This is a genomic window from uncultured Algoriphagus sp., from assembly GCF_963974835.1.
Lineage (GTDB): Bacteria > Bacteroidota > Bacteroidia > Cytophagales > Cyclobacteriaceae > Algoriphagus.
Genome location: NZ_CAXBET010000001.1, coordinates 437,113 through 459,680 on the forward strand (window position 1 = coordinate 437,113; position 22,568 = coordinate 459,680).

23 protein-coding genes are annotated in these 22,568 nt (G+C 39.9%); 12 read left to right on the forward strand and 11 right to left on the reverse strand.

From position 1 onward, the window contains the following. The first annotated feature begins 125 nt into the window (after positions 1 to 125). The 5 genes from AACZ73_RS02005 to AACZ73_RS02025 are packed head-to-tail and all read left to right on the forward strand — an operon-like array spanning position 126 to position 5,415. Complete coding sequence (locus AACZ73_RS02005; protein WP_339874927.1) at positions 126 to 2,108, forward strand: hypothetical protein; 1,983 nt, start codon at positions 126 to 128, stop codon at positions 2,106 to 2,108. 6 nt (positions 2,109 to 2,114) lie between these two features. Further along, a complete protein-coding gene (locus AACZ73_RS02010; RefSeq protein ID WP_339874928.1) occupies positions 2,115 to 3,266 on the forward strand; it encodes a YncE family protein in 1,152 nt (383 codons plus the stop codon). A 55-nt stretch (positions 3,267 to 3,321) separates the two neighbouring features. Further along, a complete protein-coding gene (locus AACZ73_RS02015) occupies positions 3,322 to 3,627 on the forward strand; it encodes a DUF1330 domain-containing protein (protein WP_339874930.1) in 306 nt (101 codons plus the stop codon). 30 nt (positions 3,628 to 3,657) lie between these two features. Beyond that, a complete protein-coding gene (locus AACZ73_RS02020; RefSeq protein ID WP_339874932.1) occupies positions 3,658 to 4,986 on the forward strand; it encodes a glycosyl hydrolase family 28 protein in 1,329 nt (442 codons plus the stop codon). A 60-nt stretch (positions 4,987 to 5,046) separates the two neighbouring features. Then, positions 5,047 to 5,415: a DMT family protein gene (locus AACZ73_RS02025; RefSeq protein WP_339874934.1), complete on the forward strand. Its 369-nt coding sequence runs from the start codon at positions 5,047 to 5,049 to the stop codon at positions 5,413 to 5,415. Between the two features lie 10 nt (positions 5,416 to 5,425). Here AACZ73_RS02025 and AACZ73_RS02030 read toward each other — a convergent pair whose 3' ends face one another. Then, a complete protein-coding gene (locus tag AACZ73_RS02030) occupies positions 5,426 to 6,469 on the reverse strand; it encodes a putative zinc-binding peptidase (RefSeq protein ID WP_339874935.1) in 1,044 nt (347 codons plus the stop codon). 429 nt (positions 6,470 to 6,898) lie between these two features. Between AACZ73_RS02030 and aqpZ the strand changes: the two genes are divergently transcribed. From aqpZ to AACZ73_RS02045, 3 genes are read left to right on the forward strand one after another with little or no spacing between them, the layout of a single operon-like run. Then, positions 6,899 to 7,588 carry an aquaporin Z gene (gene aqpZ / locus AACZ73_RS02035; RefSeq protein WP_339874937.1) on the forward strand — a complete coding sequence of 230 codons (690 nt, stop codon included), beginning with the start codon at positions 6,899 to 6,901 and terminating at the stop codon, positions 7,586 to 7,588. Between the two features lie 30 nt (positions 7,589 to 7,618). Continuing rightward, on the forward strand, positions 7,619 to 8,080 hold the full coding sequence (locus tag AACZ73_RS02040) for an outer membrane insertion C- signal (RefSeq protein ID WP_339874939.1): 462 nt from the start codon (positions 7,619 to 7,621) through the stop codon (positions 8,078 to 8,080). A gap of 51 nt (positions 8,081 to 8,131) precedes the next feature. After that, positions 8,132 to 8,590 carry a DUF1905 domain-containing protein gene (locus tag AACZ73_RS02045; protein WP_339874941.1) on the forward strand — a complete coding sequence of 153 codons (459 nt, stop codon included), beginning with the start codon at positions 8,132 to 8,134 and terminating at the stop codon, positions 8,588 to 8,590. Here AACZ73_RS02045 and AACZ73_RS02050 read toward each other — a convergent pair. The 10 genes from AACZ73_RS02050 to AACZ73_RS02095 all read right to left on the reverse strand — a co-directional run bounded on the left by AACZ73_RS02050 (position 8,587) and on the right by AACZ73_RS02095 (position 18,547). Beyond that, a complete protein-coding gene (locus tag AACZ73_RS02050; protein ID WP_339874942.1) occupies positions 8,587 to 10,989 on the reverse strand; it encodes a TonB-dependent receptor in 2,403 nt (800 codons plus the stop codon). The genes AACZ73_RS02045 and AACZ73_RS02050 overlap by 4 nt on opposite strands. 13 nt (positions 10,990 to 11,002) lie before the next feature. Next, positions 11,003 to 11,707, reverse strand: a complete 705-nt coding sequence (locus AACZ73_RS02055) for a fatty acid desaturase (RefSeq protein ID WP_339874944.1) — start codon at positions 11,705 to 11,707, stop codon at positions 11,003 to 11,005. Positions 11,708 to 11,730: 23 nt separating this feature from the next. After that, positions 11,731 to 12,576 carry a 4-hydroxy-3-methylbut-2-enyl diphosphate reductase gene (locus AACZ73_RS02060; RefSeq protein ID WP_339874946.1) on the reverse strand — a complete coding sequence of 282 codons (846 nt, stop codon included), beginning with the start codon at positions 12,574 to 12,576 and terminating at the stop codon, positions 11,731 to 11,733. Between the two features lie 12 nt (positions 12,577 to 12,588). Next, entirely contained in the window at positions 12,589 to 13,290 is a 702-nt protein-coding gene (locus AACZ73_RS02065; protein ID WP_339874948.1) for a lycopene cyclase domain-containing protein, read from the reverse strand. 2 nt (positions 13,291 to 13,292) lie between these two features. Next, positions 13,293 to 14,135, reverse strand: coding sequence for a phytoene/squalene synthase family protein (locus tag AACZ73_RS02070; RefSeq protein WP_339874950.1), 843 nt, complete (start codon positions 14,133 to 14,135; stop codon positions 13,293 to 13,295). Between the two features lie 20 nt (positions 14,136 to 14,155). After that, a complete protein-coding gene (gene crtI, locus AACZ73_RS02075) occupies positions 14,156 to 15,634 on the reverse strand; it encodes a phytoene desaturase family protein (protein ID WP_339874952.1) in 1,479 nt (492 codons plus the stop codon). 4 nt (positions 15,635 to 15,638) lie between these two features. Then, a complete protein-coding gene (locus tag AACZ73_RS02080) occupies positions 15,639 to 16,151 on the reverse strand; it encodes an RNA polymerase sigma factor (protein WP_339874954.1) in 513 nt (170 codons plus the stop codon). A gap of 199 nt (positions 16,152 to 16,350) precedes the next feature. Then, entirely contained in the window at positions 16,351 to 17,241 is an 891-nt protein-coding gene (locus AACZ73_RS02085; RefSeq protein WP_339874956.1) for a MerR family transcriptional regulator, read from the reverse strand. 9 nt (positions 17,242 to 17,250) lie between these two features. Beyond that, on the reverse strand, positions 17,251 to 17,688 hold the full coding sequence (locus tag AACZ73_RS02090; RefSeq protein WP_339876326.1) for a sterol desaturase family protein: 438 nt from the start codon (positions 17,686 to 17,688) through the stop codon (positions 17,251 to 17,253). A gap of 190 nt (positions 17,689 to 17,878) precedes the next feature. Beyond that, a complete protein-coding gene (locus tag AACZ73_RS02095) occupies positions 17,879 to 18,547 on the reverse strand; it encodes a carotenoid biosynthesis protein (RefSeq protein ID WP_339874958.1) in 669 nt (222 codons plus the stop codon). A gap of 110 nt (positions 18,548 to 18,657) precedes the next feature. Here AACZ73_RS02095 and AACZ73_RS02100 point away from each other — a divergent pair, with 110 nt between their 5' ends. The 4 genes from AACZ73_RS02100 (at position 18,658) to AACZ73_RS02115 (ending at position 22,566) form a co-directional block, all read left to right on the forward strand. Continuing rightward, entirely contained in the window at positions 18,658 to 18,963 is a 306-nt protein-coding gene (locus tag AACZ73_RS02100; protein ID WP_339874959.1) for a DUF4286 family protein, read from the forward strand. A gap of 165 nt (positions 18,964 to 19,128) precedes the next feature. Beyond that, positions 19,129 to 20,259, forward strand: a complete 1,131-nt coding sequence (locus AACZ73_RS02105; protein WP_339874961.1) for a DUF4221 family protein — start codon at positions 19,129 to 19,131, stop codon at positions 20,257 to 20,259. A gap of 3 nt (positions 20,260 to 20,262) precedes the next feature. After that, positions 20,263 to 21,414 (forward strand): DUF4221 family protein, encoded by a 1,152-nt coding sequence (locus AACZ73_RS02110; RefSeq protein WP_339874963.1) that lies wholly within the window; start codon positions 20,263 to 20,265, stop codon positions 21,412 to 21,414. 6 nt (positions 21,415 to 21,420) lie between these two features. After that, a complete protein-coding gene (locus AACZ73_RS02115; protein ID WP_339874964.1) occupies positions 21,421 to 22,566 on the forward strand; it encodes a DUF4221 family protein in 1,146 nt (381 codons plus the stop codon). Positions 22,567 to 22,568: the final 2 nt, after the last annotated feature.

Consider the following 22,568-nt stretch of genomic DNA (forward strand, 5'->3'; position numbering starts at 1 on the left):
GGAGTAACTTATCAGCCGCTTTATTGATTTAAAGGAATTTCATGCATTTTTTTACTTAATGTCACTTAACATATGGTTTGACTTTGAAGATTCCCTAAATTCAGAATCCATCTAAAGCCCAACCCATGAAAAAGTTTTTACTATTTTCTTTTAGTCTGCTATTAACAGCAGGACTACTTCATGCCCAAAATTTTTCCATCAAGGTAAGCGCAGAGAATGTTTCCATGAAAATTGGTGAAACCAAACAGCTCGGCGCAGCAGTAATTGATGCTGACGGTAAAAAGATAAATAAAAGAGATTTTATTTTTTATTCTACTGATTCTCGATCATTATCCGTGGTCGATAGCACCGGCATTGCTACTGCCATTAGGCATGGAGAGTTTGATGTGATTGTGATCAGTCCAGGCTCACCTCAGTTGAGGTCAACTATTAAGGTTTCGGTTGTCCCAGCGGCGATCGCAAAAATAGAAATCGCTCCGATTCCAGAGCATATCTATGCTGGTGTGAGTTTGCCGTTGAAAATCTCGGTAACCGATGAAGCGGGATTTGAGAGGCCAGAGAAAATAGTCAAACTTACATCATCTGATGAAAGCAAAGTAGGCATTGCTCCTTTCGATAAATTGATTGTCAAAGAAAAAGGAAAATCAACCATCACAGCCTCAGTAGACGGCGTTGAGGAAAAACTTGAGATTAATGTATCGGAAAATCCAATTGCAGAGATCCGTCTGAAGTCGGATAAAGTAGAAGGCAGATCCGGAGATGTGTTTACGCTAACTGCTTTGGCCCTTGACAAAAATGGAAATGAAATTAAAGATGCTCCTATTAGCTACTCATTCATTGGAGAGTCATTTAATGTGTCAGCTGCGCCTTCTGGCTTGATTACCCAAGAAGGTAAGTTTGTTGCTGACGAGCCAGGACTTTATGTCCTAAATGCAACCTGTGGCCCTGCTGCATCTTCTATAACTGTCCAAGCTAATTCGAGAAATATCACACGGAAAATTGATTTGATAGGTCAAGGCTCTGTGAATAATAAACATACTTCTGACCTATGGGTTTGGGAAGGTGTAGATGGAAGAGATTATGCCGTTACCGGAACATGGGGAGCTGATGGAACAGCCTATTTCTGGGACGTAACCAATCCTGCTGGAATTGAATTGATTGATTCTGTGAAAGTGGATGCTAGAACCGTAAACGATGTGAAAGTGTCTGAAGATGGGAAAGTGGCCGTGATTTCCCGAGAAGGCGCTTCCAATCGTAAAAACGGCTTAGTAATCATAGACGTCAGCAATCCGCGTGATACAAAAGTGATTTCAGAATTTTCTAAAAATCTAACTGGGGGCGTTCATAACGTATTCATTTATAAAGACCACGTCTATGCCCTAAGTGATGGCAGAAAATACTATTCTATCAATATTGAAGATCCTAAAAATCCACGAATAGTAGGAGAGTTTGAATTGGATACACCTGGTCATGCCATTCACGATGTATGGGTTCACGATGGAATTGCTTATTCCTCGAACTGGTCTGATGGTGTACAGTTAGTTGATGTGGGAAATGGAATAGCAGGCGGCACTCCAGCCAACCCAGTTCAGTTTGCTAGCTATGCATATCCAAGCGGCTCTAACCATGCTGCATTCCCTTACAAAGATGAGAAAACAGGCAAGTTCTATGTGATTCTTGGAGACGAAGAATTCCCTTATGGCTTAGATCCTGATGGTCGCAAGCCAGGTAGAGCGGCAGGCTTTCTGCACGTGATTGATTTTACTGATCTCAAAAACCCGAAGGAAGTAGCTTGGTTCCAAGTTCCATTTGCAGGGTCTCACAATTTCTGGATTGAGGACGATATACTATATGCTGCATTCTACAATGGAGGTGTCCGGGTAGTAGATATCAGTGGCGAATTGCTGGGCGATCTTAATCGTCAAGGCCGTGAAATCGCCTGGATCGTCCCTGAAGATCCCGATGGCTACATTTCAAATGCTCCATTTACCTGGGGAGCACAACCACACAAAGGTCACATTTTCTATTCCGATTGGAACAGTGGTTTATGGTCAGCCAAGCTTCAACCAGTAATTCCGGAAAAAGCAACTTTAGAAGACGCTAAGTAAGATTTTATGGATCATTTGATTTTAAGAATTAACACAATCAGGTCAATTATTTTGATCGTATTCTTCTCATTCAGCTTTGCGGCAAAAGCACAAAATTACTATGTATATGTGACTGCTGAGTCGGAGGACGAAGTTGCTTTGATCAAATTTGACGGAAAAGAGGCTACTATAGAAAAAACAATCCCTGTGGGAGTTTGGCCTGCAGAGATAGAAGGTCCGCATGGGATAAATATTAGCCCCGATGGAAAGTATTGGTATCTCTCTCTTGCGCATGGAAATCCATATGGAACTTTATACAAATTTTCCACAGAAACTAACGAAGTGGTGAAGACAGTAAAATTGGGGCTTTTCCCAGCCTCATTACAAGTATCACAAGCAACCGGGTTATTGTACTGCGTGAATTTCAATCTACATGGAGACATGGTGCCAAGCACCGTTTCGGTAGTTGACCCAGAGGAAATGATTGAGATTGATCAAATCGAAACTGGCGTCATGCCGCATGGATCAAGAATCTCATCAGATGGAATGTATCACTATTCAGTTGGAATGATGTCAGGTGAACTTTTTGAGATTTCTACTGCGAAATTAAAGGTAACCCGTACATTAAATTTGGACGGAAAAGCCGAAGAAAAGCCTGCTATGGAGGGAATGGATCACAGTAATATGGATCACTCTAAAATGGGACATAGTATGATGACGGAGTCTGCACCAATGTATCACAGTCCTACGAAGCCCACTTGGGCAATCCCGCATCCAACGAACGGAAAAGTTTACGTGGCTGGAAATGGGACAGATGAAGTATTGGAAGTAGACTTAGAAAAATGGGAAATTACAAATCGCTTCAAAACGGGTAAAGCACCATACAACTGTGATGTATCGCCTGATGGACGCTATCTAGTCGTTACTTACAAAGGAAGTGCGGAGACCGGCATTTGGGATTTAGAAAAAGGGGAAGAATTGCGTAGGATTAAGAATACAAGAAAAGTGACACACGGTGTTTCGATTTCTTCAGATAGCAAATATGCTTTCATCTCAGTAGAAGGAATCGGTGGAGAACCTGGGACAATGGACGTAATCGATATCAAAAAGGCAGAAAAAGTAGCTTCCGTGGATATGGGGAAGCAAGCTGGTGGAATTATCTTTTGGAAGATGGAGTAACTAGTATTTGAATTAATAAAATTATTCTTTTAGGTTTTATTCTCTTAAAATCAGCATGATCTACATCACCCAACTAATCTACATCAAGCAAGGGCAGGAAAATATCTTTCATCAGTTTGAGGACATTGCCATCCCACTCATAGCCAAATATAATGGAACCCTTCTTTTGAGAATCCGCCCGGATACTGAGAGTTTTATAGAAAGCAGCATAGATCAACCCTATGAAGTTCATTTAGTTTCATTTCACTCTCAGGAAGATTTTGATAACTTCAAACTTGACGAAGAGCGCAAGAAATTCCTTCATCTTAAAGAAAAATCGATTACAGCATCCATCCTGATTCAGGGTACTAAGATTTCTTAAAATACCCAATCAATTTTCAAAAACACCCAAATGAAATACCTGTTAACGGCACTTTTTTTGGCCAGTCTAATCCTTCAGCCATCTTATTCCAAGCAGCAAGCCAACGATACCTGGCCAGATGGAACGCCCATCTCGTCCTGGTTTCATGATTATTCCAAAAAGAAATTGGAAGACTTGGGGAAGCAGTACGTGCTGACTGATTATGGAGTAAAAAATGATAGCAGTATCATCCAAACGAAGCAAATACAGGCTTTAATTGATCATGCAGAAAAAAATGGTGGTGGCGTTATTGTCGTTCCAAAAGGAACATTTCTAAGTGGTGCACTTTTTTTCAAACCTAAAACCCATTTGCATATAGTAGAAGGAGCAGTACTGAAAGGCTCAGATGACATTGCGGATTATCCTTTGATTCCTTCCCGTATGGAGGGTCAAAACTTGGATTACTACGCCGCACTGGTGAATGCCTATGGAGTAGATGGATTTACCATTTCTGGGCATGGAACGATCAACGGAAATGGATTGAAATTTTGGGAGGCTTTTTGGCAGCGAAGAAAAGAAGATCCCAACTGCACCAACTTGGAAGTTTCAAGGCCTCGATTGGTGTTCATCTGGAAAAGCAATGATGTTCAGGTGCAGGATGTTAGTTTGATCAATGCGGGATTCTGGAGTAGCCATTATTACCAATGCAAAAACATTAAACTTCTCGATCTTACAATCACTTCGCCACATGAACCTGTTAAAGCGCCGAGCACCGATGCAATTGATCTGGATGTAGTATCAAATGTGCTGATTAAAGGCTGCTACCTCGCGGTAAATGACGATGCGATAGCACTCAAAGGAGGAAAAGGACCATGGGCAGATGAAGACCCAAATAATGGGGAGAACACGAATATCATCATTGAGGATAGTGAATTTGGGTTCTGCCATGGAGCTCTTACTAATGGCAGCGAATCAATTCACAACAAAAATGTGATCATGCGCAATATTAAAGTGCGGGATGCCGTACGGCTTCTTTGGCTGAAAATGCGCCCAGACACCCCACAGCATTACGAGTATATTACGGTTGAAAATATTACGGGACAGGTCCACAGTTTCATTTATGTAAAGCCATGGACTCAATTTTTTGATCTCAAAGGGAAAGAAGAAGTTCCTCTTTCCTTTTCTGATCATATAACGATGAAAAATATCGATTTGGAATGTGACATATTTTTTGATGTGGCGATTACAGAACACGATAGACTATCTGATTTTACCTTTGAAAATCTGAACATAAGTACGGGAAAACCTGATTTCGAACCAGACTTTGTAAAAGATTTTGAAGTGAAAAATGTAGTGGTAAACGGTAAAAAATTGGATTAATCACCGCATACAAGCAATCACTAAAATGCTGAAATTTGCGCGGTTCAAAATACCTCTCAAATGAAGGCACTTCTCACTATTGCACTACTTATTCTTTCTAATACCTTCATGACTTTGGCTTGGTATGGCCATCTGAAGTTTGCCGAGTGGAAATGGTTTAGCAAGCTTGGCTTGGTTTCAATAATCCTGATCTCGTGGGGAATTGCTCTATTTGAATATTGCTTTCAGGTGCCCGCCAATAAAATTGGATTTGATGGGAATGGCGGTCCTTTTTCATTGGTACAACTGAAAGTCATCCAGGAAGTGATCACGCTGGTAATCTTTATGATCTTTTCCTTAATCGCATTTAAAACCGAGACTTTTCGCCTCAATCATCTTATCGGATCAATCTTCTTGATTTTAGCAGTTTACTTTTTTTTCAAGAAGTAAGCATCTCCGCTCAAAGATTATAAATAAGAGTATGGATAAATTTCATTTTAGTTACCACCGCAGAGCTGACCACAAAAGGATATGCATCGGGTACACCCATACTTCTGTTCAGGCTATTGATAGCAAATGAAATCGGCGCCCAACTTTGATAGATTTTCTCAAAATCTCTCTTTTCATACGGATCAAAAGTGATTGAACCTTTTAGGCTTTTTTCTCTCACATTAGGCTTCACTGATATTCCATAGTAATAGGCAGTCTCAGACATGTCCATAATGTGTAAATAGTGAGCCCAAGTCTCTGCCCAGTCTTCCCAGGCATGTGAGCTGGCATATTGGCTGATATAGGATTGTTGCCAGTTTGCGGGAGCTCCTGTTTGATAATAATTCTTCAAAGCCTCTCCATAATCTAAACTGTCATCACCAAATAGATTTCTGAATTCCGCTAAGCGCTTCTCATTGTTAGCCACCAATCTATCCCAGAAATAATGACCAACTTCATGTCGAAAATGTCCGATTAATGTGCGATAAGGTTCGGACATTTGCTTCCTCATCTGTTCCCTATGCACTGAGTCCGCTTCAGAAAGTAAGATCGTAATCAAACCATTTGCATGGCCAGTCATGATCTTATCATCTCCCTGACGGGAAATAAAATCAAAGGCTAGCCCAATCTCAGGATTAGTTTCCTGAGGCGGAATGGCTAGCCCTAGTTTTAACAATTGATAAACAAGGCGGTGTTTTGCAACCTCAAGCTTCTGCCATTTAGGGAAGTTTTCTGCATCAGATAAATCGGGAATAGTACGATTAAGCTCACATGCAACACAAAACTCATGGTCTCCCTCTTCAGGAATCAGCCAATTACATACTCCAAGATCTTTGTTTTTGCAGTATTTATATGCCTTCCCCTTTCTATCAGAAATAAGGGGGAATTTACTGGGATCAAAAGTGAGCATAGTAGCACTTGCACTGGAATAACCAGTTAGATGACCACATTTTTCACAGCTATCGTTTTCAAAATACAAAGGGTGAAAACAATTACCACATTCAAAAATTTTCATAGGAATTTGACTAGTTGATGTAAGATAGTGAGAAGATCAATTCATTAATCAAGCCACTAAAAAAGGTTTTGAGGAATAGTCGTAAACACTGCTCAGCCTACGTTTCCTGCAATCCTATTTAGCACATTCTTCCAGTGAAAATTTTCACCTATAAAAGAAAAACCCTCAAAAATTATGGAGAAGTTATAGCCACAGCATGTGTCAAGATTTCCCATATATGCTCTAATTTCTTAAAAATTGGCGGGTAACAAAAGAGCTGTTTAAAGAGAAAATAAATGCTTCATGTATTGATCTAAAATTATTTACAAACCCATTCTACCAAATATTCCCTTGATAAACCATTCAATACAAAATATTAACATGTATAAAGTAGCTTATTAAAAATAATATTTTTAAATTCCTAGAACTTTTAACTAACCCCCATTTTTTATGAAAAAACTTGTAGCAGAATTTATTGGGACCCTCTGGCTGGTGCTAGGTGGGTGCGGAAGTGCCGTATTGGCGGCAGGTTTCCCTGAGCTGGGAATCGGATTTGTCGGAGTTTCATTTGCCTTTGGTCTGACTGTTTTAACTATGGCCTATGCAATCGGTCATATCTCTGGCTGCCATCTTAATCCAGCTGTTACAGTTGGACTTTGGATTGGTGGAAGGTTTGAAAGTAAAGATGTAATAGGATACATTATTGCGCAGGTGCTTGGCGGCCTAGCAGGCGCAGCAATTCTGTATAGTATAGCCACAGGAAAAGTTGGTGTGGAGCTAGGAGGCTTTGCTGCAAATGGGTATGGAGAAGCTTCTCCTGATGGCTACAAACTTACCTCTGCTTTAGTCACCGAGGTTGTGATGACCTTTATGTTTTTGATGATTATTCTTGGTTCCACCTATCCTGAAGCCCCAGCTGGTTTTGCCGGAATTGCCATAGGCCTTGGCTTGGTATTAATTCACTTAATCAGCATTCCGGTGACAAACACATCGGTAAATCCTGCCAGAAGTACTTCCCAAGCTATTTTTGCTGGGGGAATCTATCTTCAGCAACTCTGGCTTTTCTGGTTAGCTCCATTGGTTGGCGCAATACTTGCAGGCGTAATTCACAAGAACTTTTTATCTCGCTCAAGTAATTAAACACCATATTCAACACTAATCATCACTGTTATGAAAAAAATTAAACTCCTAGGCTTAGCGCTGTTTTTAGCTATGGCCGGCTTATCTCAAGCAAATGCACAAGAATTAGGTATTCGTTTTGGTAACTTCTCCGGTAACAATGTAGCCGTGGATGGAGTTTTCGAACTTGGGCAATTTAGCAGAATACACGCTGATGTTAGTTTTGGAAATGACGGAGTTGGTATTGATGCACTATGGGACTTCTTATATCGGCCAATAGGAACCAGTGACTTTGATTACTATATCGGAGCTGGGCCTTCTTTATTTTTGGGAGATCCATTTGGTCTTAGTGCTGCCGGTGAAATCGGTGTTGAATATGCTTTTCCTGATGTCCCGATTGCAATTGGATTTGACTGGAGGCCTACTTTCCGGATTGTTGAAGAAACAGACTTCTTTGTTGATGTCTTTGGTCTGAATGTTAGATATGTTTTCGGAAGAGTTACAGGAAATTAGAAATTAGAAATTCCTAAATTAGAAGAGCGGACTTGACACCCGCTCTTTTTTATGCAACTTTTAGTCGAAGGAGAATATATTTTGGAGCGAATGCAAACCAAAGGAGGCTGGACTTTCATTAAATTTCCAAAGGAAATCATCTCTACCTCAAAAGCTTTTGGAATGATGAAAGTTTCAGGATCTCTTGATGACTTCACTTTCGGAGAAAAGCATCTTATGCCAATGGGAAATGGCTATATTTTGCTACCTGTCGCAAAACCTATCAGAACTAAAATTGGAAAGGAAGAAGGGGATATTGTTTACGTTCGCCTGTTAAAGCAGGAAATCCCAAATCACATTCCTCAGGAATTAATTGACTGCCTAAAAGATGACCCGGGGAAGTTTGAGGTTTTTGAAAAGCTCTCCAAATCGGAACAAACGAACTGGATAGAGTACATCTACACCAATGACAATATAGAAGAAAGGACCAATCGTATTATCAAATTACTTGATTCTCTAAGTCAAATTTAGAACTCTACGATCAATCCAACTGTGGGTAAAATCGTTCCTGCAGGATTACTCAGATATTTCAATTTGTATCTGGAAGGATAGGTGGGATCTATCAGTATATTTCCTTCGCCGTCTCGCTCCGGAACCAGAAGAGGAGGCTGCTCAGCCTGGAAATTGTAGATATTCTGTATGTCCACATACCAATTCAAATTCCATTTCCGGAAATAATATTTCTTATCCAATCTTAGATCGAGCTGGTGAAAACCTTTTAATCTCACCGCATTGATTTGAGTGTAATCCAATACCGGTTTACTTCTCAGATCCCAGTTACTTATCAAACTTGAATTTTCATAGTCGTAAGGCGTGTAAGGTGTTCCTCCTAAGAATCGCCATCTTGCACCCACTTCCCAGTTATTTCCAAATCGCTTTCCAGCAGTCAAACTCACTATAAATCTATTATCCCACGAGGATGGGATGTAGCCTGCAGTGTTGGGGTTGGTGAATTCACTGCGAACCAAAGTCACTGCAGCTATACCATAAAAATCATTAAATAGCCGTTGCTGAGCAAGCATTTCCAAGCCATATGCCCTTCCCTCTGAATTTGATTCCACAGGCTCATTTCCGATTACTCCAAAGTCAGCACCCAAGTTTGCCAAAGAAATCCCATTTCTGACAGAGGATGGATAGTTGTTATATTTCTTATAAAATGCCTCTGCAGTGAATCGACGGTTCTTCTCTGGGACCAGCCATTCTATGCCTGCGATGAGCTGTGAATTCCGGATAAACCTTACATCATTTAACTGGTTGATCAGATTCCCTTCATTGTCCTTGTATCCCAAAACGGTATAGGAAGGTTTTTGATAATAAATTCCCGCATTAGCTGTCGCAAACAGATTTGGCCTCAACTGATAAGATAGGGAAACTCTTGGACTCAGTTGTTTTAATGGATTTTTTGCGGTCTCTCCAAAATCGGCTCCATCCATACGGATTCCACCTGTGATCAGGAATCGCTCGTCGTTAAAATACTTACTTGCCGAGACAAAGCCACCGTAGAGATTAAAGTTTGAAGTAGATTCCACATCGATGATTTCGCCTGAATTGGCCAAAATAGATCGATCAATATCCTTGATATAGTATCTCGAATACTCGTAATTGACACCATATTTTACTGTAAAACCATCCTTAAAAACACTGTTTTCAGCACGGAATTTATTTTCAGATTCTTGTGAAAGGTAATCATACAGTAAATTATCCTGAGAACTGCCGTCATTGCCTACATACTTCACGGAATGATTATTCAACATGTTTCTACTCAAAACAAAAGTCCAAAAGCCGTTCTCCCTAAAACGTTTGAGCTTCACACCCGTGGCGTAATTCCATTGATCTTGGACAGGAAGTACATCCAGAAGATAGAGGCGATTCTCCCTATCCTCCTCAGACTCATCGTCAGGCACAGCTTCATTCAGCACAAACTTGTCAACCGCTCCGACACCGATAAAAGTAAGTTCGGTCTTGTCATTAATTTTGGTGGTAGTCTTCAGTTGAAAATCATTGAAAGTAGGAAGAAATGGCAAACCTAAGAGTTGGAACAAGCCTTGTAAATACGAGCGACGGGCAGATAGTAAATAAGTGGTCTTCTCACCTATCGGACCTTCATTAGACACTGTCAATTCAGAGGCTCCGACAGTGAGCTGGGTCGCCATCTTGTCTCTGCGACCTTCTTTTAGCTGAAACTCAAAGAAAGAGCTAAGCGCATTCATGCGATTTGCGGGAAATCCACCGGCGATGAGATCCACATTCTTGATCAGATTTACATTTAGTAACCCGACTGGACCACCTGACGAACCTTGGGTAGCAAAGTGATTGATCACAGGAACTTCGATTTCATCAATGAAAAACTTGTTTTCATTCGGTGCTCCTCCACGGATCAAAATATCATTACGGAAACTAGGAGTACTGGCTACTCCTGGCAAGGCCTGAATCACTCTGGAAATATCCCGATTCCCTCCAGGATAGCGCTCTATCTCATTTGAATTAAGTTTCCTTACAGAAAGAGGTGTTTCCTCAGATCTGGAAAATTCCGAGCTGACCACTACTTCCGAAAGCTCCGAAGCGTCTTCGGACAACTCAAAATCCAACTGTAGCGCACGGGCCAATGTCACCTGCACTTCAAAAGCAGTTTTTGATTTGAATCCTACAAAACTTGCCCGGACGTTGTACAAACCGGGGGGAACATCGAGGATTTCGTAGAAGCCATTTTCATCTGAAATTGCCCCTAGCTCGGTATTCAGAATCAGTACATTGGCAAAAGCTATAGGCTCATTATTCACAGGATTTGTGATTTTACCACGAATTATACCTTGCGAAAAAACATGTAATGAACAGAACGCAAGTAATATAAAAAGTAAAACTGATTTCATTAAAATCCAGCGGTTAGTGAGATTGAGATTCTTTCACCTGCCAAAGCCTCCACCAAGGCGTCCCTGGGGAATCATGATGCTCGTAATGATAGCCAAAGAAATAACAGGTTAAAAAAGCCCAAAGGTGATTTTTTGCTTGGGTATTAGAATGATGCTTATTCTCATTTTCTCCTTTGTGCGGCAAATAGGTTCCAAAGTAAAAAAGCTGAAATGTGGATAATACAGCAGGAAGCATCCAGAACAATATTAAGTTATCCACAGGGATAAAAAGCTTAAGAAGATTAAAGGTAATGGCCATTAGGATAATTTGCCATATCGTGACGTACTGCTTGATGAAGCTGAAGTACCATGCAAAGAAGTTATCGGAATCATGATAATCCGGATCTTGATCTGTGGCTACAAAGCGATGATGCTCGTGGTGTTTTGGGAAAAGTCTACCATAGAAATTGTATGAGAATAGTAAAGCGGAAATCCACCCTACTGCTTTATTCAATTTTTTATTGGATGACACTAAGCCGTGCATGGCATCGTGTGATGTAATGAATAGCCCGGTATACAAATGCATTTGTATTAAAATACCTAAGTAAATAATCGGATCAGTATAAGAAATCCCATAATTCAGTAGAAAAATCAGGCTACAAAACCAAAAGGATATAATCGCTATAGCAATCAAAATTCCTTTAGGATCGACAGACACACGTGTGATTTCGGACTTCATACCAGCAATTTGGGAATGTTTTCTCAAAAAGTCAGAATCCTTTCCTTCACTTCCTCCATTAGCCACATTGGAGTGGAGGTGGCTCCGCAAATTCCAACACGATCATTTTCGGAAAACCAGGAAGAATCAATTTGATCTGAATTGGATATGAAGTAGGTGTTTGGGTTGGTTTCTTTACATACATTAAACAAGACTTTTCCATTGGAAGATTTCGTCCCGCTTACGAAAACAATACTATCGAATTTTCCGGCGAAATCACGAAGCTCCCTGTCTCTATTAGAGACCTGACGACAGATGGTATCATTCGTATTTACTTCAATGCCCGATCCTTTTAGCATATCATTGATCTCATAGAATTTATCCGTACTCTTGGTAGTCTGACTGTAGAGCGTGATATTCTTGGGAACTGTAGCAAGATCCAATTCAGAAATGTCCTGGAATACCACAGCCTCATTATTCGTCTGTCCCAAAAGCCCAATCACTTCTGCATGTGCATGCTTTCCATAAATGTAAATTGAATCTCCCTTGTCGAATGAATTCTTAATTCTATGCTGGAGTTTCAATACCACTGGACAGCTGGCATCAATGAGTGTCAGGTTATTTTTAATGGCTAGCTCATAGGTGGAAGGTGGCTCGCCATGTGCTCTGATGAGCACCTTTTCGTTTCGAAGTTCACTCAAGACTTGGTGATCTATGATGATCAGTCCTTTATTTTTAAGCCGTTTTACCTCTTCGTCATTGTGCACAATATCTCCGAGGCAATACAGAACTCCTTCATCATTTAAAATTTCCTCAGCCATTTCGATGGCATACACTACACCAAAGCAAAAGCCAGAATGCGCATCAATTTGTACTTGGAGATTCTTCATAACGTAATAACTTCAAGTAGTTTGAATTGTTTTTCTACTTCTGAAATATTCAAATAAAGAAATATTCATGAGGAGTAAAGTCATCGAATAGACCGTGTCTTCTATGGGAACAGTCCAGATCCGGATTCCCAGATTTTCCGCATTATTATAGATCACGACAGGTTCTTCTGTAAGGCCTCCTGTCAAGATGCCATTGCAAATGATAAAAGGAATCAGGTGTACCAAATAAGCGAAGATAAATCTACCCAAATATTTGTCCTTGAAAATCAACCAGTGAATCCCGAGAGCCAAAGCTCCGACAAAGAAATTGACACAGGTATAAAGTTTATCAAGATTCAGAAATGCTAATAGCACCAAAACCGGAATAACTATAAAGACGAATGGTTTTGCAGCTGGTTTGAAAATGTCTTCAGGAAAAAAATAGATCAGCACCTCATAAATGAAAACGCAGGAAAAAGGCACCGTGAAGAAAAAGAGCCATTCTTCAATTGGCAACTTAAAAAGAAAAACTCCTAACAGATAAGTACGGTTGAATTCCCAAACTCCGGCAACCGTAAACCAATGATCCCAAATCAGGAAAAATGTCGCTGTAATCACTAATGCCGGAAATAAAGCATACCATTTACTGGCATACTTAATTTTGGGTTCGAAAGATCGTAAGAGAGGAAAAGAAATTGCAAAGAGATTTACCGCCAGATAGAGATAGTTGCCCATATTCAGCTCAAACCCAGTTTACTTCCAAAGTATGTCCCAATTAATAAAGTAAACTTTTGAGAATTCGGGATGCGGATTCGCTGATGGGTTATCGTATCAGCAGAAAGACCTTTAATTTTATCAAATAGCTTTTGATAATAGAGGTAAGCTACCTTCACTCCCAATTTTGCTCCGTCAGGTAAGTTTGCTATACCAACCATCGCCTCATCAAAATCCTTTTGGATATCCTCTTCAATCTCTCCTTTGGCTATCTTATCAAACAATTCAAAAGATACTCCCGGGAAATATACTCTTCCTCTCTCATCAAAATCGCTTTTGATATCACGTAGGAAGTTTACTTTTTGGAAAGCTGAGCCAAGCTTTTTTGCGGGGCCTTTTAGACGGTCATACATTTCCGAATCTCCTTCCACAAAAACTTTCAGACACATTAGCCCAACTACTTCAGCGGAGCCATAGATATACTCTAGGTATTTACTGTCATTATAGGTATGGAAATCCAAATCCATGGCCATACTTTTAAAAAAGGCCTCAATGAGATCAACATCAATTTCGTACTTATTCACAATCAATTGAAATCCATGTAAAACTGGGTTTAGAGAAAGTCCAGTCTTTATAGCCTTGTAAGTTTCCTGCCTGAATTCAGCCAATAACCCAGCTTTGTCATGTTCGTGAAAGGTATCCACAATCTCATCCGCAAATCGAACAAAACCATATATCGCATATATCGGCGCATGGAATTTCTTGTCCAATGTTTGGATCCCCAGAGTGAAGCTCGTACTGTATCGTTGTGTGATCAGCTTTCCGCATTCTAAACTAGACTGATTGAATAACTCCTTTGCGTCCATGATATTGAATTTACCTATTCCTATGAATTTTCCCTAATCACCTCATTAGCTACCACATAACCGGAAATTAGAGATGGGGGAACTCCTGGACCTGGTACCGTAAGTTGACCTGTGTAAAACAAATTACTCACCTTTTTGTTTTTGAGCGAAGGCTTGAGCAGCGCCGTTTGCTTCAATGTATTTGCTAGTCCGTAGGCATTGCCTTTATAGGCATGATAATCGGACTTAAAATCCGAGTGTGCATACGACCGCTTGAATATTACGTGAGAGCGTATTTCCTGACCGCTTATTTTCTCAAGCCTGTCCAAGATGATGTCATAATATTTTGCTCTAGTCTCCTCAGAATCTTCCAAATCGGGAGCGAGTGGAATCAGCAAAAACAGGTTTTCCATATTCTCTGGCGCTACAGTATCATCCGTCACAGATGGAACACAAGCATAAAATAACGGAGCTTCTGGCCATCTTGGATTGGTGTAGATCGCATCTGCGTGTGGGCCAAGCGGTTCGTCAAAAAATAAATTATGATGCAGTAAATTCTTCAGCTTTTTATTGACTCCCAGATAAAAGAGCAAACTCGATGGCGCCAATACTCTGGTATTCCAGTACTCTTCGCTGTAATTGCTGTACTTTGGGTTCACCAAATGCTTATCTACATGATGATAATCTGCCCCGGCAATGACCACGTCAGCGGAGATTTTTTCACCAGTCGTAAGCCTTACTCTTCTAGCATCTCCCCGTTCGATCTCTATTTCTTCTACCTCAGCATTATATCGGATTTTCACTCCCTTTTCTTCTGCCAAAGCCACCATTCCTTTTATGATTTCATGCATTCCGCCTTTGGGATACCAAGTTCCCAACGCAATATCTGCATAGTTCATCAGGCTGTAAAGAGCTGGGATATTCTCTGATGTCTCTCCTAGAAATAGCACCGGGAATTCCATCAGTCGAATGATTTTTTCAGACTTAAAGAATTTGCGAACGTGGCTGGACATGGACTGAAAAATGTCCATCCTCATCATATCTTTCATCAGTCCCAAAGAAGCAAATTCCATAAGTGAACGACTTGGTCTTTTCACCAGATCATGAATTCCTACTTGGTATTTATACTTGGCTTGCGCCAAAAAAAGATCTAATTGTGCTGAGGCTCCTGGTTCTATTTCCTCCAAAGTAGCCTTGAATTGATCCAAATCTGCAGGAATTTCCAAGACATCATCTTTGCCATAAATCACCGAATACGATGGATCTAGGCGAATTAGGTCATAGTAATCAGATGGCTTTTTGCCAAAATGCGAAAAGTAATCTTCGAAAACATCGGGCATCCAATACCAACTTGGCCCCATGTCGAACGTAAATCCCTGACTTTCAAATTTTCGTGCCCTGCCTCCCGGAGAATCATTTTTCTCCAATAGTGTGACAGAAAAGTTTTCGGCAGCAAGGTGTGTGGCGGCAGAAAGCCCGGCAAACCCAGAACCTATTACTACCGCATGTTTTTGCTTCATTTACTTAGTTTACGTGCTTATAAATTGTCAAGTCCTCCTTGAGATACTTACGGGCAATATGAATTCTATTTTTCACAGTTCCAATGGGCACAGCCAGGCGTTCTGCAATCTCATGATATTTATATCCTCTATAATATAGCAAAAAAGGTGTACTGAAGACCTCATCTAATTTATTGATGGCTTCAAAAATATCCTCCATTGCGAAGTCCCCATATGCGGAATTTTCTATTAATGCTCCGCTGGAATTAATGTAATGCAGGTTATCGGTGGTATCCACAAAGGTGGCGCGACGAACCATTTTTTGATAGTTGGTGATGAAGGTATTCTTCATTATGGTGTAAAGCCAAGCTTTTAGGTTGGTGCCTTCTGCAAATTTATCCTGATTGGTATAAGCTTTTACCATCGTGTCCTGTAGTAGGTCATTTGCATCGTCTTGATCTCTTGTCAGTTTAAGAGCAAATGGCTTGAGTACTCCGGTAAGTTTATTTAGTGAGTAGCTGAATTCAATAGTGGTCATGGTGTTTTGGCTTTTGTTTAACCAAACATAAGTATTGTTAAACAAACGAGCAAGTTTTTGTTTAACAAAAAATTGTTTTTATTAAACATTTTTTCCATCATATTATGAATACATCAACAAAACGTCCATTTAAATTAGCATAGGGCATAAAAAAAGCATTCTCCTAGAAAATGCTATGTTTAATAATTTTTATAAATAACTAAACAGTCTCCTTGTCTAATTCAAGCAAAATTTGCTTAATCTCCTTGGCATAGCTGAGCAATCGTACATTTATTGGGATCTGAATCTGCTGTTCGAAAGTCTGTAATCCAGTCACAAATATTTCTGATTTCGAAAATTCCTGTCCTAGCATATTTATATAGTCCTGAACGTTGTCGCCAGATGGAGCTGAAGTAATAATAGTCAGAAGATAATTTGGCTGCTGAATTTTATAAATAGAGACCAAATCAGCTTCGGGCGTGCTTTGTCCCAAGTAGATCACTTTGTGTCCGTGTTTTTTGATCAGATAACAACTGAAAAGTAAGGATATTTCGTGCAGCTCTCCCTCAGGAAGAAAAAGCATAAAAGTCTTGCCCGTGGCCTTAGCCACTTGTCCATCGATTGCTACGATCAGCTTCTGCCGTATCAGGTTTGAAATAAAGTGCTCTTGAGCGGGGTTGATCGCGCCTGTTTGCCAAAGCACCCCTATTTTGGATAAGAATGGATAGATGATTTCTAGGACAGTCTCTTCAAAACCCAATTTCAGAATATTAGTTGAAAGGATTTTTTCAAATCGGTCCTCATCCATCTCAATCATGCAAATGGTAAGTGCCTGAATCTGATCGTTATGATCTACGGAGCGATCGGTTAGCTTAATTATTTCTTCAGATATATCCATGCGGCTCATCGCAGCAATCTTACTGATTTTTATACCATGGGTATTTAGCATAGCTACATTTAAGATCAGCTTCAGATCTGCGTCATCATAATACCGGATATTGGTATCCGTCCTTTTGGGACTGAGGAGATTATACCTCTGCTCCCAGATCCTAAGCGTATGCGCTTTGATCCCGGACAGCTGTTCCAGATCTTTTATTGAGTAGTTGCTCACCTTTATATATTACTTCTTAAAATATTTCTTTGGAACCAAAAAGAGCCCAAATGATACAGCCCCATCCTTTTCTTTACTATGATGATGAGCTTGATGAGCTTTGAAAATCCCTTTTAAAAAACCTTTTCTAGGTCGATCCAGCCACTTTACTCTCCGATGAATCAACACATCGTGTAGAAAGAAATACAACATGCCATAGCTGCTGATTCCTATTCCTAGCCAAAACCTATAATCCAATTCTGCCACTCCTAGGAATATCAAGACTATAGAGATACTTCCAAATAAGAGAGAAAACAGATCATTCAGCTCAAAAAACGATGTTGAATGCTCATGATGTGTCTTGTGGATCATCCACAAAGGACCATGCATGAGATATTTATGAATGGCCCAACCGGACAATTCCATCAAAACGAATCCTAGTATGGTAAAACCGATCGCTTCAATCATCAGAGTAACAACCACAGCGGGTCATTTTTGTTTTAGTAATATTATAAATCTACCTATTTAGCCGCAGTCAATACGATTTTAAATAAGCGTTCAGAAGTTTTAACTAAGTATTATCCAGAAATAGTGTACTTCTTTTTCTCCAAACATTAGTCCAACGCATTCCATTTCCTTGCGGACAAATTCTCTTGTATTACAGCTCCAAGGTGAAATTCAATATCGCAAAGAAAAGGATCATCGCTACCAGCATCCAGGCTGCCACTGGATTATCCCGCTCGAAATTGGCCTTTCTATAAATCAAGTGTATTAGAAACGCAACTGCAAACCAAGAGAAGTAATTCCCCGCCGGGATGATATCAAACTTCCAATACCACATATCCAAGGCCACTGCCACCGGTTCCATGATATAATCGATCACAGTCATCGCTGTAGCTCCAAGTAGAGCTGCATAATAATCATTGTCTGTCATTTTGTAAAAAACCGTCCCCGTCAGATAAACTAAAAGAAACCAATTCACTCCGATGACAATGGGCACCTCCCAGAGTTTGGGCCCCAAGGTAGTCCCATACACATAATCTCCAAATAGATAACCTGTGTGAATCCCAATAGCCTCCGCGCCAAATCCAATCCAAAAGGCTGCAGTCGCAAAGATAGGAAAGGCATCATTCCAACCTCGATGGTAGCCCAAGAGAATCAGTAATGATACTAATAACTGTGCAGGGGTAAGCTTTAGAAACAACTCCCTGTACTCCGGTAAACTCAAGCCTACAACTCCCACTGCATACAAAACAACCACCACAATTTGTACGATAATCAATCGCCTATTCTGAGCCTGCGGAGGTGTCTGGGCTATCTTATGCATTTTTTACGAAGCTTTGGGTGAAGTAAATTCAATTTTCAGGTTTGGATTCCTAACTTTGAAATCTTAAATCTGTTTGCAAAAAAACGAAATTCCAGCCAAAATCCCCTGATATGATTCTTTACAACATCACATTCACTGTTTCAAATGACATCGAAGAGGATTTTGTCCAGTGGATGAAAGGCACACACATACCTGATATTTTTGCCACAGGCTTATTTACGGAACACAAATTTTTTCGCTTGCTCAATAGCCCAGATGATAATGTTACCAACTATGCAGTACAGTTTTTTGCGGAAAACACCAAAAAGCTGATTGAGTACGAAAGCCGGTTTGCACATCAACTGCGGTATGAAACTCAAGCCAGATATGGCGAAAAAGCGATGCCATTCCGCACCTTGATGGAATCGGTGGATTAATCAGAATTTTACATAAAAAGAAGAACTAGCAGAATGTGGGCATCGTTTCGCAACCTTGCAAAAAGATTAGTAATGATGATTTGTTGACATTAAAATTAAATTTTTAGATTTATTAACTAATTATTCTACAGTTAATTAACTATTTTCCCTTCTAAACTATTTAGAATGCGGAAGCTGTTAATGTTTTTTAGTTATGTACTTTTTTTTTCCTGTGGTAGATCCACCGATTCCTCCTCGGTCAATATTTTGGAAAATCTCACCTACTCCGTGGATACGGTGGTGGTGGATGTAGGTGAGGAAATTTTTATGCCGGGAGCATATTACCGATTTGAGTTGAGCGAAGACGGCAATCAAGTTTTTACCTACTTTGAGCCTGAACTTGAAGTTCACGAGATCGACCTTAATACGCTAAAACTAGTTAAGCGTCACAAATTTGAAAAAGACGGTCCCAACATGATTCCCATGTATATTAACTATATGCAGAATCTGAATGAGTCAGAATTATTCTTCGCAAATTCTATTCAAGCAGGAATATTCAAAAAGACTGGAGAAAAAGTAAAATCCGTCTCTCTGAAACCTGAAGATTACACTGGCCTTGATCCGGATTTTCCTTTCAACCTAGGGAATGCCATTTTAATCTGCCCAGACCAAAAAACAGCGTTAACACTCCCAAATCAAGGATTGGGCGTAGCTGATGGTTTGGCAATTCTGAATTTAGAAGAAATGACTGGCAAATTCCTCAAGCTTCCAGCCTTAGAAATGACCAAAAATTTCCGGGTGCTTTTCAAACAAGGCAATGGAGCTGTATCCACCGGTGAAAATCAGGGTCTTAAATGGATCAATGGGCAATTTATTGTCGATAGTGGAGCCACATCGGATATCTATATCTACGATCAAGCCGGCGATTCTTTGCGCCTCGTGACGTTCCCTCATAAGCTGGTTCCAAAAGCAAAGACAGGAGAATTTCCATCTGAAGTAGATTCCAATGAAAGACGCAGAGAGATCACTGACGAGATAGCCAAGCAAATCAGCTTTTCTCAATTTTACTGGAACGAAAACCATCAGATTTATTACAGAATGGGTGAAATGAATAGAATATTGAATGAAGAGGCCAAAAAATATACAGCAGATATCTACCTTTTTACCTACGACAAAGATTTTATTCTGACAGGCGAAACCGAAATAGAAGGCATGGACTTTTTGCCTTTGAACGGATTTGCTAAAGACAATAAGCTCTATATGCAATGGGTAGTCGATGAAAACCCAGCATTTATTGTCTACTCCTTTAATTTTTAACCAATGAAAAAACTCTCCCTCCCATTTCTTTCACTTGCTCTCCTCGTTTCATGCGGAGAAAAGGGAAACTCTGAAAAAGCTGAATCCGATAATATCCTTGAAGGTTTAACATACGGTGTGGATACGGTGGTGGTGGATCCTGGAGAGGATATTATTGATTTATCCAATGAACTCAGGCTAGGTGACGTAAGCACAGATCGTAAATATCTGTATCTATTCCAGGATAGCGATGCCAAATTGGTAAAAGTTAATCTTGACGAACTTAAACTCCAAGAGAAAACACCCTATGAAAAGGAAGGACCCAATGGCGTTGGAAGTTATATCTGGACTATTGATGCCTTTTCAAATGATAGACTTTTATTAAAAACATTTAATTCAGCAGGAATATTTGATTACCAAGGGAAAAAACATGAGTCTATCGACTTGAGCAAAGAGAAAATAACTGGAATAGAGGAAAAGAACCTACAAAACAATAACCTAATGATCAGCAAAGATCTGAAATGGTATTTTGGGATACCGGGTTCAGCCTTCGATCAAGAAAAAACAAAAGTAGAGCTCGCAGTGATAGATCGAGAGTCTTTGGAAGGAAAACTCTTCAACATGCCGGCTTTAGACAACACACAGCTTTTTCGCTTAATGCTGAGAACTGATGATATGATTCAAGTGTATGCTGAAGAATTGTTTTTGTCAGAGCATAAAGAGAAATTTCTGATCTCATCCTCAGTCACGAGCGATATTTATTCCTTTGATCCGGCTAGTGATTCTCTCTCACTACATGTCATTAATCCAGAAAATCTACCAAAAGAGAAAACAGACCCTCCTACCCAGATGGAAGTAACAGATCGGGATACGTGGAAGAAAGAAATGGAAAAAGTGAACGCCCAAGTCAAATATGAGCGTCTTCTATGGGATGAGAGCAGAGGGTATTTTTTTAGGCTCGCCAGTGTATTGATCCCAAGTATGATTGACGACGTCCTATCCAGAAGACAAGTTTTTTTATTGGTCTTTGATGAAGGACTCAATCTCTTGGGAGAGAAAGAACTTGAAGAAATGGAATCAGTTCCCTCATTCCCTTTCTTCAAAGACGGCAAGCTTTACTCTTATGTCAATGTCGAAGACGAGCTCGGCTTCGCTGTATTCACCTTTAATTTTTAAGCAACTATGAAAAAACTCTTAACAATATCCCTCATCGCCTTACTTGCCGCTTGTGGCGGCAAAGAATCCGATTCCATAGAAAAGAAAAACATTCTGGAAAACCTCACCTACTCTGTGGATACCGTGGTGGTGGATCAGGGAGACAATATTATTGACCTATCGCATGGTTCGAGGTTTTCTTCAGTTTCATTAGACGAACAGAAATTCTACCATTTTGACTATAATAAAACAGCTATAAACGAGGTTGATCTACAAAAATTGAAATTGACAGATAGGTATCAATTCTCAAAAGAAGGCCCAAATTCTATCGGTTTTAACCCTCCCACTATCCAGCCATTGAGCGATGACAGGTTTTTATTTGTTTCCTCTGGTATAAACGTCGGAACCTATTCCAAGGGTGGAGAAAAGTTGACAAGTTTAAAATACAATTTTAGGGAAATAGAGGGCCTCGACATAGATGAAAAAAGCTTGATCACTTATAAAGCCCACATCTCATCTGACGAAAAGCAACTCTTTGCCTTGACTAATCCTCACAAAACAAGTAAAGATGTAAGACTAATTATTATAGATCCAGAAACCAAAACAGGAAAAAGCATTTCCATGCCTAATATGCTTTCAACTTTAAGGTTTAAGATAGATATGCAGCAAGGGGGAAATTATATGGGAGTAAAGGAGGCCATTAATTTAAAGATTTTGAATGATAAGCTTTTCATCACTAGCAGTGCAAATTCAGACAGTTATGTGTATGACTATCATAAAGACTCCCTTCATTTATATGAATTTCCTCACCAACTAGTTTCTCTAAGAAAATCAGCAAAAGTAAAAAATGAGGTTGAGGATGAAAATGAGTTTTTTTCCGAATGGGCAAAATTCAAATATCAAACAAGCTTTGATAAGTTCTTATGGGATAAGAAGCGACAGCAATATTTCCGATTAGGCTACAATTTAATACCACAGGAAACGCCTGAATTGGAAAAAGAATCTGAAGTTTTCCTTTTCACCTATGACAAAGACTTAAACCTTCTCGGTGAGACACGACTGGATGATTTAGAATCCAGACTGGAATCTCCCTTCTTCAAAGACGGCAAGCTCTACTCCTACGTCAACGTCGAAGACGAGTTAGGCTTCGCAGTATTCACCTTTGATTTTTAACT